Here is a 13233-nt window from a genome sequence, read left to right as displayed (position 1 = left end):
ATGAACGCTGTGTCATCACATGCCGCCCTACACCTAGCAAGACAATCGTCTTTACAGAAAACAAAAAACAATTTATTTATCTGCCTTGATGACTTAATCAACGTGAAAACAGCATGAATAATAATGACAAAAGAGTAAATAGTGCAAGAGCGCACCAAAAAAGGGACGCTTCCCTTTATTTTGCTCAACGGAGGAATTCAGAGAAAAAAACGCTTTGAATACGTAAAAGGCGAAGAAACCAAGGGCATCGTGATGAAAAAAAGAATAAAAAACATCCAGCAAAATTGTACTTGCACTTCTCTAGTGCAAACTCAAAGATGAGGTATAACGTGTGATAACTCTTTACATCAGCGGATGATAATGGCGATATACTAGATCTGATTTTGCGGTATGATTAGTTGAGCCGTGCTTATGAAAACGCTGACGCTTACTCAATTCGCTAGACAAGTGATGATATTTGGGTTCATCGCCCTGTTGCAGACAGGCTGTGTCACGCAGCGTGACGCGGCAACAACATCTGATATGCCTAGTTCGGACAGGACGATTAGCGATCAAGCGCTAGACCAAGCACTTACCCAACTTTATCGTCAGTGGCAAGGCACCCCCTATCGGTGGGGAGGCACCACGCGGCAAGGTATTGATTGTTCCGCGTACACCCAACACGTGTATCAATCGGCGCTCGCTACCCCACTCCCGCGCACCACCCACGGCCAAGCAAAAACCGGCTATGCCATTGATTATCAATCCGCACGCCAAGGGGATCTGGTGTTTTTTCATATTCGCCCCGGCCTTCGCCATGTGGGCATATTTCTGGGTGGACAGCGTTTTATGCATGCTTCCGCCTCAAAGGGAGTGACAGTGTCACGATTAGATAACCCTTATTGGCAAGCGCGCTTCTGGCAATTCCGTCGTTATTTCTGAGGCGAGGCTTTTACCGAGTCAGCCAATTCGCAACAGGGTTGATACCGCGGACACGTGACGACATGATCATTGACCATGCCGAGCGCTTGCATCAGCGAATAACAAATCGTCTCACCCACAAATTTAAAGCCGCGCTTTTTCAAAAAACGGCTCATGGCGCGGGACTCGTCCGTCGCGGTAGCGACATCGGCATCCGATTGGTGATGGTTTACAATGGGCACGCCGCCGGTAAACTGCCAAAGGGCTTTAGCCAATGAACCGTACTCCTCCACCAGCGTCACCGCCGCCTTGGCATTGGTAAATACAGAGGCCACCTTCAAACGATTACGGACAATTTCATGGTTGGCCATGATCTCAGCGATATTCGGTTCGGCCACGTTCGCGAGTTGGTAAAAGTCGAAATCGAAGAAAGCCGCGCGATAAGCCGCACGCTTTTGTAAGATGAGGCGCCAACTCAACCCAGCTTGAGCGCCCTCTAAACAAATGAATTCAAAAATCAGCTGATCATCAAATGTCGGCACACCCCACTCGCTATCGTGGTATGCCCGCTCAGCTTCACTGTGTTGTGCCCATTGGCAAATGTCCATCTTTTCCCTCACCCTTGTCATACAATCGTTGCGCAGCCGTTTTGTTGCTTGTGGCACGAAATCAGCGGCTTAACCTTGCAAAAGCTATCGTTTCGCTGAATATAACGCTATCTTTGATCGCGATAAATTCATGAAACGTAATAAAACCGTTACTCCCTGTTGTTGATGACATCCATAAACAGAAAGGAAAACGCGTGACAAAAAAGCATCTCTTGATCACTGGCGCCGGGCAGCGTATCGGCTACGCACTTGCCTGTCACTTTCTTCACCAAGGTCATCAGGTGACCCTATCTTATCGCACCGAACGGCCTCAAGTGGCTGACTTACGTGCACGCGGCGCACACTGTCTCCAAGCCGACTTTTCCTCTGATGAGGGCGTGTACGCATTTATCGAGTCGCTCGATGCGATGCATCCGACCTTCGATACCGTAATACACAACGCATCGTCGTGGGACAGTGAAACGCAAAGCCAAGATATTGCCACGTTATTCGATAATATGATGCAAATTCACGCCAAAACGCCTTACCTCATTAACATGGCCGCGTCACGCTGGATGCAGCAGGGCGATATTATTCACCTTACCGACTATGTCGCGCAAAAGGGCAGCGCTAAGCATACCGCCTACGCAACCAGCAAAGCGGCGCTAGAAAACCTGACGCTCTCCTTCGCGCAAAAGCTTGCGCCACATATTAAGGTGAACAGCATTTCACCTGCGCTAATCATGTTCAACGAAGGCGATGATGACGCCTATCGTGACAAAGCTCGCCGTAAATCGATTTTAGGCACTGTACCGGGTGAACAAGAGGTAGTGAATGCCTGCGAATTTATTCTCGCCAGTCAACATATGACCGGCCAATCTATCAAGCTGGATGGCGGACGCCATCTCATTTAATTTCGTGACCAGGGAAAGATTATGAACGACGCTGTCATTAAAGTAACCAACCTGCGCCTGCGTACTTACATTGGTTTTAATCCCGACGAGCAAGAGAAAAAACAAGATGTAGTGATCAATGTTGAGATCCACTATCCCGGCCACAAAGCCTGTGAAGAAGACAACGTAGATGATGCACTCAACTATAAAGTGATCACGAAAGCGATTATCGATTACGTCGAAAATGGCCGTTTTTTATTGCTGGAGAAGCTTGTGGCAGGCGTGCTAGACATTGCACGTGACCATCACTGGGTGCGCTATGCGCAAGTCACCATTGATAAGCCTCACGCACTTCGCTTCGCTGATTCCGTCTCTCTGAGCTTGAGCTGGACCGCCGACGAGTCCTAACCCAGTCAAGAGTTCGTTAGAATTATTCGAACATCTTGTTCAAGGGGAAACGGTTCTGAATTACCATTCACCCTATATACTGTGTTGGCATAGTGAATAGGAGCAGCAACGATGACAACGAAAACGGGCTACGATCTGATAATGCGTACGCTACATTGGCTATCAACCATTGTGATCATTGGTCTTTTCGCTGTTGGGCTTTGGATGGTCGATCTCAGTTATTACAGCAGCTGGTATCAGACGGCGCCGCATTGGCACAAATCCATTGGGTTATTGCTCGCCCTTGCCACCTTGTTTAGGCTCGTGTGGAAAGCGACACACACCATGCCTGCTGTCGAAGGCAAAGCGTGGGAGCGCAAAGCAGCAACGGCTGGGCATCATACAATCTATCTGCTGCTTATCACTTTGTTTGTCTCCGGTTATCTGATCTCAACATCAGATGGGCGAGGGATAGATGTCTTCACTTGGTTTACCGTGCCAAGCGCCGGTGAGCTTTTCCCCAACCAGTCAGATATTGCTGGGGATGTACACTACTACGTTGCCATTACCTTGATTGTATTGGCCGCTGGCCATGCAGTCATGGCACTTAAACACCACTTTATTGATAAAGACAATACGTTACGGAAGATGATCGGAGGAAACTCGAAATGAAAAAACTCATGTTAGCCATGGGAATGAGCGCCGCGACACTCTTATCTGGGCCTGCACTCGCAGACACTTATATGATTGACACCAAGGGCGCACACGCCTCGGTCAACTTCAAAGTGCCACACCTAGGTTACAGCTTTATCAAAGGTCGCTTTAATCAGTTCGACGGCCAGTTTGAATTCGACCCAGACAACATTGGCGCATCCAGTGTCTCTGTCACTATTGATACAACCAGTGTCGATTCTAACCACGCCGAGCGTGATAAGCACATTCGTAGCGGTGATTTCCTGGATGTGGGCGAATATGGCCAAGCATCCTTTGAAAGCACCAAGGTCACCGACAACGGTGACGGCTCGATGACCATCGCAGGCGATCTCACCTTACATGGCCAAACTAAGCCGATTGAAATCGACGCAGAACTGGTTGGCCACGGTGAAGATCCATGGGGCAACTACCGCGCAGGCTTTATGGGTAACACCCGTCTTGAGCTCGAAGACTTCGGTATTCCTACCATGGGCCCTGCCACCTATGTTGATATGGAGCTTCACGTCGAAGGTATCCGTCAATAAGCGGCGAGTCTCTCACCATCCGAATTCAAACGCCCCGGCATCTGCTGGGGTGTTTTTTATCGACCACTAAAACATTCACTATACTCATGAAAAGCGACGCCTTGGTCTGGCGATGATATCCATTGTTCGATAAGGATGACTGGCTATGAGGCCCACCTCTTTTAAGCGTTTTTTCCTCGTTTTTGCTCTCTGTATCTTCACTCTCTCTGCGTATGGCAAGATGAAAATCATTACCGCAGTGAACGACGCCTGGCCACCTTACGTCACCCGCGATAATGCAAGACCCGGCTTTTCTGTTGAAGTTGTCACCGCGGCACTCCATACGCAAGGCTACGATATCGAATTTCTACTCTTCCCTTGGGCGCGCGGCTTACACGAAGTCAGAAACGCACGCATCGACTTAATTACCACCACCTGGTACACCGACGCACGCAGTGAATATCTCGTTTACAGTGATCCCTATTTCGCAACCAATATCGATATTATGATGCGAAAAGATACAATTTTTGATTATAACGGCCCTAAAAGCCTCAAGGGAAAACGTATCGCCAGCGTACGTGACTACGGCTATGATCAATGGTTTTTAGACGCAGAATATTTTCAGCGAGTGGAAACCACCTCACTGATGTCTAGCTTACAAATGCTCGCCGCCGGTCGCGTTGATATGGCGGTGGGCAATCGCTTTGTCATGCAACAAGAGCTCGAACCTTTAAACCTAGATACTGATGATTTTCACTTTTCTCCCACCCCGATGATCAAACAGCACATCCATGTCACCGCCGGCAAAGCCAACCCTAAAGCGCAAGAATACATTCAAGCCTTTAACCGCGGGTTGGAAATAATCAAACAAAATGGCACCTTTGACGATTTGAAGCAAAAATACGGGCTGCTCTTACCAGACGATACCACTGCAAACTGAAACCCAATCGTCATAGTTGTTGTCTAGGATGGACGGCATGAAAAACAATCAGCAATTGGCTATGACTGCACCTATCAACATCGCATTTTTTGATCTCGACGAAACCCTGATCGCCACCGATACCAAACAAGCGTGGCTGGATTATTTATACCAACAAGGGCGCGCGTCGAGTGATCGAGTCGCTCAAGAGCAGCAAGCCTATCTCGACTTTAAAAAGGGTCGAATTAACCTTGAACAATATATGCACGTTCAGCTTACCCCACTCAAAGGCCGCTCAACCCAAACGGTCGATGATTGGGCCACGGACTTTATCGATAGGTTCGTCGCCCCAGTGGTGGTTCCGCAAGCGTTAGAACGCATTGAATGGCATCGCAACCGTGGCGATCATTGTGTGTTGGTATCAAATACCGCCGCACACTTAGCAAGGCCGATTGGCGCATTACTCAAACTCGATACTGTGATCGCAATTGAGCTCGAGACCATTAACGGTGTTTATACGGGCAGTATTTCTCATTGTGTGCGTGATTTTCGTGGTAAACATGACTATATGCAGGCATGGCTCTCTGACCGCCACGACACCGTGGGCCACACCTACGGCTACAGTGATTCGCACTGGGATGTGCCGCTTCTCGAACAAGTTGATAATGCGTTTGCAGTGAACCCCGATCCACACCTAAGTCTGCACGCACAAAAGAAAGATTGGACCATCATGGAGTGGGCGAGACACGATACCATTCGCGATTAATCTGTCATGCACCTTACGTGCAAATACACAGATGCAATCTCTCACGGGCGCTATCGGCGTCCTTTTTAATAATACTTACTTGAGAATGATTATCATAACCGTTATCTTTAACTTATGATCGGCTGGCGGCACCGCGCCGTAGTCACACGCATCGTTAAAGAGATAAAGGCTTATGAAGAAGAACATCATCATTATCGTCGTGCTCTTGCTCTCTCCACTGGCGCACGCGAACAAGTTAAAAGTGGTGACCAGCTTTACCATTCTCGCTGATATGGCTGCCAACGTAGCGGGCGAGCATGCCGAGGTGGTGTCACTTACTAAACCCGGTGCTGAGATCCACAACTACCAACCCACTCCGGGAGATATTCTGCGTGCGCGAGGTGCGGATGTGGTGATGTGGAATAGATTAGGCCTAGAGCGTTGGTTCGAACGCTTTTTCCAGCACATTGATGAGGTGCCGAATGTGATCTTATCGGACGAAGTGGAGCCGATTGTGATTGCCTCGGGCCCATATCGTGGCAAACCTAACCCACACGCGTGGATGTCGCCCTCAGATGCAATGCGATACGTTGATAATATCGAGCAAGCCCTGATTAAGTACGATCCAGCCAATCAAACGCACTACCAAACCAATGCCAAAGCCTACAAGGCACAAATTCAAGCCGTGTTCGCGCGTGCGCAAGACGCACTATCCGCTGTCCCCGAATCCCAGCGTTGGCTAGTAAGCAGCGAAGGCGCTTTCTCTTATCTGGCGCGTGATTTAAACCTCAACGAAGCCTATTTATGGCCGATTAACGCCGAGCGTCAGGGCACACCGCAACAAGTGCGCGCACTGATTGATACCGTACGAGAACACCAAGTGCGTGCCGTCTTCTCCGAAAGCACCGTGTCTGATGCGCCCGCTAAACAGGTCGCCGCGGAAACCGGCGCGCACTATGGTGGTATTTTATATGTCGACTCGCTCAGTCAAGCTGACGGACCCGTGCCTGACTATCTATCCTTACTGACAGTGACCACAGAAACCGTGTTAGCGGGGTTACGCCATGACGCACTATGATTTAACCGACGGCACGCCCAGTGTATTAGATGTCAACGAGGTACGTGTCGTCTATCGAAACGGCTTGTGTGCGCTTGAGCACGCCAGTTTCTCGCTGCCAGCGCAAACCATCACTGCTTTGGTGGGTGCCAATGGCAGCGGCAAATCCACCTTGTTTAAAGCGATCATGGGGTTTGTGAATCCCGGCAGTGGCAGCATTGCGGTCAACGGTACTCCCATTAAGCAAGCGCAAAAAGCAGGCTTGGTCGCTTATGTCCCTCAATCCGAAGAGATCGACTGGTCGTTCCCGGTGTTAGTGGAAGATGTAGTGATGATGGGCCGCTACGGCAAGATGTCATTTATGCGTCGCCCCAAAGCGGCGGATCATCAAGCGGTGAATGAGGCCTTGGCCCGCGTTGATATGAGTGCATTTCGCCAGCGCCAAATTGGCGAACTGTCCGGCGGACAGAAAAAACGCGTTTTTCTTGCCCGTGCTCTGGCTCAGCACAGCCCGCTGATTTTACTGGATGAGCCTTTTACTGGCGTAGATGTCACCAGTGAAGAGTCGATTATGCGTTTGCTACTCGAGCTCAAAGACGAAGGCAAAACCATTTTAATTGCCACCCATAACCTCGGTACCGTACCCGACTTTTGCGATCGCACCGTGTTGGTCAATCGCGCGGTGGTGGCTGGCGGACGCACTGAGCATGTGTTTACCACCGAGAACCTCAGTGCCATTTTTGGCGGCAAACTGCGCCAGTATGTGATGCCTAGCGATCAGCTCCACCAAGACGCCGATCCGCGCGAGCTATCGGTGATTTCCGACGACGAGCGGCCCTTGGTGGTGTATGGCAAGCGCGAACAAAGCGCGCAGGAGCGGCGCGAATGAGCTTACTTGATCCCCTCGCCTATCAATACATGCAAAAAGCATTGCTGGTCACCACCTTGATTGGCGGCGTGTGCGGCTTGCTCTCCGCCTTTTTGATGCTCAAAGGCTGGTCGCTGATGGGCGATGCCCTTTCCCATGCGATTGTACCGGGCGTTGCCGGCGCGTATATGCTAGGCCTGCCCTTTTCGCTTGGTGCCTTTGTTGCCGGCGGTATGGCCGCGAGCGTGATGCTGTTTTTGCACCAACGCAGCCACATCAAACAAGATGCGATCATCGGTTTGATTTTTTCGAGCTTTTTCGCCTTCGGCCTCTTTTTAGTCTCCATTTCGCCCGTCGCGGTCGATATTCAACAAATTATGCTGGGTAATTTGCTCGCCATTGCCCCACTCGATGCGGTGCAAATGCTGATCATTGCCTTGGTGAGCCTCACCGTACTGGCGGTGAAATGGCGTGATTTTATGCTGACCTTTTTCGATGAAAGTCACGCCCGCTGCATTGGTTTACCTGTACTGGGGCTTAAAGTGCTGTTTTTTGCGCTGCTCAGCGCTTGCACCATGGCGGCACTTAAAAGTGTCGGTGCCTTTTTGGTGATTTGCTTGGTGATCGCCCCCGGCGCCACCGCCTATTTATTGAGTGATCGCTTCGGGCCCGTGTTGGTGCTGAGCAGTGTCATCGGCACACTCACCTCGCTATTTGGGGTGTACATCAGCTATTTCGCCAACCTTAACGCTGGCGCACTGATTGTGCTGGCCCAAGTGGGACTCTTCTTAGCCGCCTTTGTGTTTGGCCCCAAACACGGTTTACTCGCGCGGCGCGCCAAACGTCAGGAGGCACTGCAATGAATCCGTATCAACTGACTTTTATGCAAGATGCACTGCTGATGGCCGTCTTAGTGGCACTACCCTGCGCGCTGCTTTCTTGCTATTTAGTATTAAAAGGCTGGTCGTTAATTGGCGATGCGGTAGCTCACGCGGTGCTGCCGGGGTTGGTGTTGGCAAACTTATTTGGCCTGCCGCTGATTGTCGGCGCCTTTGCCGCCGGCTCCGCATGCGCCACCAGTGTGCATTGGCTCAAACAAAATAGCCGTGTCAAAGAAGACACCTTGCTGGGGATTGTGTTTTCTGGCTTTTTCGCGCTGGGGCTGATTTTGCAAGGCCAGTTCCCGTCTGATTTGCACCTTGATCATATTCTATTTGGCAACCTGTTGGGAATTAACCACCAACAGCTGCTCACCGCCGCCATTACCGGCTTAGTCGTGCTTGCGCTCGTGCTGCTTAAAGGGCGAGATTTAATGCTGCTATCGTTCGACCCTGCACAAGCCAGCGTGCTCGGGCTCCCCGTACAAAAGCTTCACTGGCTTCTGCTTTCAGTAATGATTGCCACCATTGTTGCAGGCTTACATGCCGTGGGGATCATCTTAGTGGTGGCGATGTTGATTGCACCGGGCGTCACCGCCTTTATGCTCAGCAAGCAATTTAGCCGCATGTTATGGATTGCCTGTGCGATCGCCTTAGTCACCGCCGTGGGCGGCGTCACTCTGTCGTTTTACCTCGACAGCGCACCCGGCCCAACCATTGTACTGCTACTCACCGGCTGTTTTGTGGTGACCTTCGCGTGGCAGCAATACCAAATCCACCGCAACCAACAACGCCCGCAGCCGACGCACCAAACCACAAAAGCAACGCGCTCTGCCACCACCCATTCAGCGCAATCGCACTGATCGGCATCGGTGAACACAGCGTCACCCCATCCTCAGCAGTGCGCGAGACGGAGCCATAGCCCTAATCGCGCACCGCCCCATCAACCCGACTCGTTCCTTGGCGCTCTAGCCAACTTCTTGTACCCACCTCACAAAACATGGCTTATCTAACACTTTGGACAATAGCGTACGAAAACCAAAACAGCCCTTGATAAACTAATCCCAAATCTGCCAGCTCAATGGCGTGTTAGGTGCCGACAACTAACTGGCGGTAGCATGGCAAAACACAGGATGATTAAAAGTATCCATGAGTCATATAGTTACAGTTTAATGCTTGGGGATAGTGTGAACGCCCGAGCAGAGATAGGCGGCATGCACGCTTTCGCGGAAGAGCAATATCCATTAGAGGTGAGAAATTCTATTGGTAACAGCCAGTTAGGTAGAAAAGAGTGCGGATAACGGTTTTGGGAAATCGTGCATGCGCACTAATGCAATGTCAAGGGGCTGGGTTCCCAGGAGCCAAATAAGGATTTTTAATGAGACTGCATGAGATCCAAATAAAAAATTTTAGAAAACTTAAGAACTGCCACATCAAATTTAGAGACACTACCTTTCTTATCGGTCCGAACAACGCTGGAAAATCTAGCGTATTTTCTGCGTTGGAACATTTCCACAAAAATTCGAATTTGGATAGGGAAGATTATTCAAAAAAATATAACGAAGACGAAGAGAGTTATACCTACGAAAAAGACGTTGAAATCATATGTGAATATCACAATTTACCGAATGAAGCTAATAGCTGGCTGGGATTTAAAGGTCGAGTTATACCCTCTCAAGAACAACTTGAAGGAGAGACGGGTAATTCTATTGTCTATAAAAAAGTTTGGTCTCTTAATCAAAGTAAGCCAAAGATATTCATGAAAGAATATCCGAGAACAAGAAGTGCTTTGTATGCTGACTGCAAAAAGGTATCCGATCTTGTTGGAGAGCATTACTCGGAAGTGTTTTTAAAAGATCATTTTGGCGAAGCTAATTTTGAGAAAGGTCTAACGACTGCAGCAATAAAACATAAGCTGTTAGATTTTCCAGAATGCTGGGACGTGCAAGTGGACGAAGAACCTGCTTGGGTAGAAAATCCAGGCGGCATCCCCGGTAACGTGTTATCCAAGCTTCCTATAATCGTCGTAATACCAGCAGAATCTTGTATCTCAGAGCTGACAAGTTCTGGTGGGGCATTGTTTAATTTGCTGGGTGGACTGTTTGATACGGTTAGAAGCAAGTCCGAAAATTACGCTCAAGCACAGACTTTTCTTAATGCTCTAGCTTCCGAGCTTAATCCAAACGATGAAGAAACGGATTTTGGGCAGCTAATTCGCGACCTTAATGGGATGGTGGATACCCTTTTCCCTGATTCTTCCGTACATGTTAGCGCGACACTCGACGTACCAGATAAATCAATCAAGCCCCAGTTTAAAGTGGAAATGGAAAGTAATGTAAAAACTTCTGTTGACTATCAGGGGCATGGAATGATCAGGGCAACAGCATTCCAGTTGCTAAGGTTTGTACAAGACTTTATAAATAGAAATACTGATAACCCTCGGGCAACCATATTTTGTTTTGAGGAACCTGAAATATATTTACACCCTTCGGCTGCAAACCAAATGCGGGACTCATTGTATGACTTGGCGGGTCCAAACTGTCAGATCATAGCGACTACTCATTCGCCTTATATGGTTGATCTTGGATCAGAAAAGAGTATGAGTCTCACGAAGTTTAGTTTTACTGAAGACGAATTTTCGACAGCAAATTCTTTCAACCTAGAAGAGGCCTTCATTACGCTCGTCGGCGATGAAAGGCAAAACTTGAAAATGCTCTTAAAGGTTGATGACTATATATCAAGAATGTTTTTCTCGAAAAAGTGTGTTTTTGTAGAAGGTGATACAGAAGAAGTCGTCGTGCGCGAGACCATCAAAAGGCTGTCTCATGAGGATAAGGCAAGGGTTATAGGAAACTGTGAGTTTCTAAGGGCAAGAGGAAAAGCAGTACTCATATCAATCGCAAAATATTTGAATGCACTAGATGTGAACTATATTTTCATGCACGACCGTGACGCAGGAGTAGAGCGCGCGGAAGCGATGAATGCCCCAATACTAGCTCAAACTGGAAATGACCGAAGGATTATGATTGAGGAGTGCATTGAAGATTTGTTGGGGTATGACGCTCCGAGTAGTGAAAAGCCGTATAAGGCTCACTTATATATACAGAATAACTGGGGAGATAGATTTGTTGATTTGCCTGATGCTTGGAAATCTACGTTCATTAATTTGTGCAGCCCATACTTGGATCATCTTCGAGAAACCCCTTAACAAACGCGTCAAATGCGACGCTCGTCCCTCGCGCGCCATACGCGGGCGTTAGCTTTTAGGAGGAAGCGTGGAAGAATTGAGTTTATTAAACGAACTGGGCTTTGAATCTCATGTAAGCATCGGTGCAGCATTCGTACTACTGTCTTTCATCATAAAGAGGCTATATACCGAGCATATGCAACGATTTATGCGCGAGGCTTGGGGATTTATATCTAGGAGGCTCATTCAGTATAAAAGTAATATTCCTCCATCTTTATATGAAATGATGCCTGTGAGAGCTCAATGTTGGTTTGATACTTTTGAAATGACATGTGGTTATACTGTGGTGTTAGTTTGCTTGGCTTATGAACTATTCATCATTTATTGGACTACTAAGCCTGAATTTTGGTTGTTGCCACTAGATATGCAGATTAAGTTAGCGGGAATGTTTTGTTTGCTTGTTCTTTTTAAATTTACAGCATTGAAAATTAGTAATCGGATCTTACATCAAAAATTAAAAAGTAGATGATAAAGCATAACAAATTTCTCGTTCCCACGCTCCCGCGTGGGAATGCATATTTAGTTATCATTCAGACACTGAATGTTCCATAACCTGAGTAAAATCACGCCGTCTAGAGTATTGAACCGGATTGTTCGCTAAAGATATTGACGCTGTCCGCGAGTGTTAGAACAGAGATCAAGTGCAGTTCGGTGATCTTTTGGCGAATCGTGCCCATGATTCAAAATCCATATACATTCCCACGCAGGAGCGTGGGAACGAGTTAATGGAACAATCTCCAGCGGAACCTCCCTCGTCGTGACTGAGAAGGTTGGGTGTCCAAACAAGGAGCCGTTATAGAACGTTGAACTTGAAAAAGTAAATGTCTCGAGTTTTGCTCCGATCAAATAGTGCCAAATATTTTGCAACTGTTCTTTGCGTTATGTGAAATAAACCTGAAAAACTTAGGAAGGAAATTACTATGAAGCGAGCTGGATCTGTTTGCCCAGAGTGTGGTTCTACCAAAACACCACACAAAGAAAAAATCATGGGGTAAGACACACAAGATCTAATTTGTGCTGATTGTAAACATATTGGTTGGTGGGCTGACTTTCAGCCTGAAAATCAAAAGAATAAAAAAGATAAGGGTGAGTGATCACCTGTCCTCACACAACAAGCAAAGGCAGGATCGCCCTTCGGACTGGACGCGCTAGCGCGCGCCGGTGCTTCGGGCGTTTTTCAAAAAAATGGGAATCCCTGCCACACTTTTTAAGCGAGTTCCAACCAGAATATCTCGAGCTCTTTGATTTCGTTATTTATTCTGTCATAGATTTTTTCGTAGTTACCATTGAAGAAGTACTCTTTTCCTGAGGTTAAGTCTAAAACTGAATATTCAAAGCCACTGTCATTAATTGAATCCTCCATCAAAGCACAGATAATGTTCGCTCTTTCCTGAGTCATTTTGTCACTCAGGGCGAGCGCATGAGTGTTTATTTTTCAACCATCGCCGGTATGCCTGCGGCTAAAACCTTTTCTAAGAAACTGGGATTCATGAGACAGCGCTTCTGTTTGGCCACCAAGCTGATCTTGGTCGGCT

15 protein-coding genes are annotated in these 13233 nt (G+C 48.1%); 14 read left to right on the top strand and 1 reads right to left on the bottom strand.

All coding sequences use genetic code 11. The features are described 5' to 3' along the window. Positions 1-141: 141 nt before the first annotated feature. Together EHW56_RS03130 and EHW56_RS03125 are read left to right on the top strand one after the other, a co-directional pair. Complete coding sequence (locus EHW56_RS03130) at positions 142-321, top strand: hypothetical protein (protein WP_152793918.1); 180 nt, start codon at positions 142-144, stop codon at positions 319-321. Positions 322-411: 90 nt separating this feature from the next. Next, a complete protein-coding gene (locus tag EHW56_RS03125) occupies positions 412-921 on the top strand; it encodes a C40 family peptidase (RefSeq protein WP_227486439.1) in 510 nt (169 codons plus the stop codon). Here the strand turns inward: EHW56_RS03125 and EHW56_RS03120 are convergent. Next, on the bottom strand, positions 912-1508 hold the full coding sequence (locus EHW56_RS03120; RefSeq protein WP_077638887.1) for a DNA-3-methyladenine glycosylase I: 597 nt from the start codon (positions 1506-1508) through the stop codon (positions 912-914). The genes EHW56_RS03125 and EHW56_RS03120 overlap by 10 nt on opposite strands. A gap of 194 nt (positions 1509-1702) precedes the next feature. Here EHW56_RS03120 and folM point away from each other — a divergent pair, with 194 nt between their 5' ends. The 12 genes from folM to EHW56_RS03060 all read left to right on the top strand — a co-directional run bounded on the left by folM (position 1703) and on the right by EHW56_RS03060 (position 12167). Beyond that, complete coding sequence (folM, locus tag EHW56_RS03115; RefSeq protein WP_046075929.1) at positions 1703-2401, top strand: dihydromonapterin reductase; 699 nt, start codon at positions 1703-1705, stop codon at positions 2399-2401. Between the two features lie 21 nt (positions 2402-2422). Then, the gene (gene folX / locus EHW56_RS03110; protein ID WP_046075930.1) at positions 2423-2788 is read left to right on the top strand and encodes a dihydroneopterin triphosphate 2'-epimerase; all 366 of its coding nucleotides are present in this window, start codon (positions 2423-2425) and stop codon (positions 2786-2788) included. 111 nt (positions 2789-2899) lie between these two features. Continuing rightward, a complete protein-coding gene (locus tag EHW56_RS03105; protein ID WP_046075931.1) occupies positions 2900-3439 on the top strand; it encodes a cytochrome b in 540 nt (179 codons plus the stop codon). After that, entirely contained in the window at positions 3436-4005 is a 570-nt protein-coding gene (locus EHW56_RS03100; protein WP_046075932.1) for a YceI family protein, read from the top strand. The genes EHW56_RS03105 and EHW56_RS03100 overlap by 4 nt, the downstream gene beginning before the upstream one ends. Before the next feature lie 145 nt (positions 4006-4150). Further along, the gene (locus EHW56_RS03095; protein WP_077579307.1) at positions 4151-4924 is read left to right on the top strand and encodes an ABC transporter substrate-binding protein; all 774 of its coding nucleotides are present in this window, start codon (positions 4151-4153) and stop codon (positions 4922-4924) included. Positions 4925-4961: 37 nt separating this feature from the next. Next, positions 4962-5669: an HAD family phosphatase gene (locus tag EHW56_RS03090; protein WP_172969892.1), complete on the top strand. Its 708-nt coding sequence runs from the start codon at positions 4962-4964 to the stop codon at positions 5667-5669. A 172-nt stretch (positions 5670-5841) separates the two neighbouring features. Continuing rightward, on the top strand, positions 5842-6726 hold the full coding sequence (locus EHW56_RS03085) for a metal ABC transporter substrate-binding protein (protein WP_152800398.1): 885 nt from the start codon (positions 5842-5844) through the stop codon (positions 6724-6726). Beyond that, entirely contained in the window at positions 6713-7594 is an 882-nt protein-coding gene (locus EHW56_RS03080) for an ATP-binding cassette domain-containing protein (protein ID WP_152798565.1), read from the top strand. The genes EHW56_RS03085 and EHW56_RS03080 overlap by 14 nt, the downstream gene beginning before the upstream one ends. Continuing rightward, the gene (locus tag EHW56_RS03075) at positions 7591-8436 is read left to right on the top strand and encodes a metal ABC transporter permease (RefSeq protein WP_152798564.1); all 846 of its coding nucleotides are present in this window, start codon (positions 7591-7593) and stop codon (positions 8434-8436) included. Before EHW56_RS03080 ends, EHW56_RS03075 begins: the two co-directional genes overlap by 4 nt. Next, complete coding sequence (locus EHW56_RS03070) at positions 8433-9314, top strand: metal ABC transporter permease (protein ID WP_152798562.1); 882 nt, start codon at positions 8433-8435, stop codon at positions 9312-9314. Before EHW56_RS03075 ends, EHW56_RS03070 begins: the two co-directional genes overlap by 4 nt. Before the next feature lie 515 nt (positions 9315-9829). Then, complete coding sequence (locus tag EHW56_RS03065) at positions 9830-11659, top strand: ATP-dependent endonuclease (RefSeq protein WP_152798560.1); 1830 nt, start codon at positions 9830-9832, stop codon at positions 11657-11659. 67 nt (positions 11660-11726) lie between these two features. After that, positions 11727-12167 (top strand): hypothetical protein, encoded by a 441-nt coding sequence (locus tag EHW56_RS03060; RefSeq protein ID WP_172969891.1) that lies wholly within the window; start codon positions 11727-11729, stop codon positions 12165-12167. The last annotated feature ends 1066 nt before the right edge of the window (positions 12168-13233 follow it).

Source organism: Salinivibrio sp. VGrn1, assembly GCF_009377995.1.
Lineage (GTDB): Bacteria > Pseudomonadota > Gammaproteobacteria > Enterobacterales > Vibrionaceae > Salinivibrio > Salinivibrio siamensis.
This window is presented reverse-complemented; position numbering and strand designations above follow the sequence as displayed.

What these genes read in the sequence shown, in the direction of transcription:
- EHW56_RS03125 (WP_227486439.1), top strand. Translation starts at nt 412, where the DNA reads ATGAAAACGCTGACGCTTACTCAATTCGCTAGACAAGTGATGATATTT.
- EHW56_RS03120 (WP_077638887.1), bottom strand. Translation starts at nt 1,508, where the DNA reads ATGGACATTTGCCAATGGGCACAACACAGTGAAGCTGAGCGGGCATAC.
- folX (WP_046075930.1), top strand. Translation starts at nt 2,423, where the DNA reads ATGAACGACGCTGTCATTAAAGTAACCAACCTGCGCCTGCGTACTTAC.
- EHW56_RS03105 (WP_046075931.1), top strand. Translation starts at nt 2,900, where the DNA reads ATGACAACGAAAACGGGCTACGATCTGATAATGCGTACGCTACATTGG.
- EHW56_RS03100 (WP_046075932.1), top strand. Translation starts at nt 3,436, where the DNA reads ATGAAAAAACTCATGTTAGCCATGGGAATGAGCGCCGCGACACTCTTA.
- EHW56_RS03095 (WP_077579307.1), top strand. Translation starts at nt 4,151, where the DNA reads ATGAGGCCCACCTCTTTTAAGCGTTTTTTCCTCGTTTTTGCTCTCTGT.
- EHW56_RS03090 (WP_172969892.1), top strand. Translation starts at nt 4,962, where the DNA reads ATGAAAAACAATCAGCAATTGGCTATGACTGCACCTATCAACATCGCA.
- EHW56_RS03085 (WP_152800398.1), top strand. Translation starts at nt 5,842, where the DNA reads ATGAAGAAGAACATCATCATTATCGTCGTGCTCTTGCTCTCTCCACTG.
- EHW56_RS03080 (WP_152798565.1), top strand. Translation starts at nt 6,713, where the DNA reads ATGACGCACTATGATTTAACCGACGGCACGCCCAGTGTATTAGATGTC.
- EHW56_RS03075 (WP_152798564.1), top strand. Translation starts at nt 7,591, where the DNA reads ATGAGCTTACTTGATCCCCTCGCCTATCAATACATGCAAAAAGCATTG.
- EHW56_RS03070 (WP_152798562.1), top strand. Translation starts at nt 8,433, where the DNA reads ATGAATCCGTATCAACTGACTTTTATGCAAGATGCACTGCTGATGGCC.
- EHW56_RS03065 (WP_152798560.1), top strand. Translation starts at nt 9,830, where the DNA reads ATGAGACTGCATGAGATCCAAATAAAAAATTTTAGAAAACTTAAGAAC.